The organism is Bacillus sp. mrc49 (assembly GCF_002803435.1).
The window spans coordinates 1-816 of record NZ_PHNG01000597.1 but is presented as its reverse complement, the minus strand read 5'-3'; the positions used below and the strand labels follow the sequence as shown (position 1 = coordinate 816).

2 protein-coding genes are annotated in these 816 nt (G+C 51.3%); both read right to left on the bottom strand.

From position 1 onward, the window contains the following. A partial coding sequence (locus CVN76_RS06275) for a ComF family protein (RefSeq protein WP_100530617.1) occupies nucleotides 1-532 on the bottom strand: 532 nt, incomplete at its 3' end. Next, nucleotides 525-816: helicase-related protein (locus tag CVN76_RS06270; protein WP_332850613.1), on the bottom strand; the 292-nt coding region annotated here is incomplete at its 5' end. The genes CVN76_RS06270 and CVN76_RS06275, both read right to left, overlap by 8 nt.

Here is an 816-nt window from a genome sequence, read left to right as displayed (position 1 = left end):
GCGTGATTCTTTCATGTCTTGATTTTTTTGATTGTTTTTCCGTATCGATCCGAGTCAGTACCTCGACTGTACGAATGCCAATAACATCCGCCAAAGCCTGTGCCTGGTTGAACCCCCGCTCCCTTAGCCGTTCAGCACTTAGCGGGATGCACGTCACAAGGTCATGCTCCATATCCTGCAGCACCTCCCTCAAATAGGGAACGAAAATCGCTGCCAATGCATAATCCCCGCGGTACTTATATTTGGCGATGATTTCTTTCAGGTGTTCATTATAGTGAAAAAGCGATATATTCTTGGACAAATAGCCGGACCACTCCTTATCCCTTTCCCATCTTGAGCAATCGAAGCAGGTGCCCCCACCGCTGTAATGGCCGTCCATCCCCCTTGAACACAATGAACATCTCTCCCCGGTTATCCTATCCAGTTTCGCCTCGCATCCTTTGCAGATCGCCTTGGCCTCGCCCCGCTTAAGCAATGTTCCCCATGTCAGGGCCTCCTTCATCGCTTCATCACAAACCAAACATCTACGCATCGAGCAACCCCCTTTTCAGGGCAGCCTCATTCATCATTCGGATGTGATGGATCGCCTCGATCATCGCTTTACTTTTACCATAGTGAAAAAAAGTGATCGTGCCGCAAGGGTGGGCCAAGCTTCTTCCAACCCGGCCGGCAATCTGCACGAGGGCGCTTTCTGAAAACACTTCATGCTCCGAGCCGATCACGGCCACCTCCAGGCGTTCGATTGTGACGCCGCGTTCCAGGATGGTCGTGGTCAATAACCCAGGAACCTCCCCTTTCCTTAATGCCAACACCCTT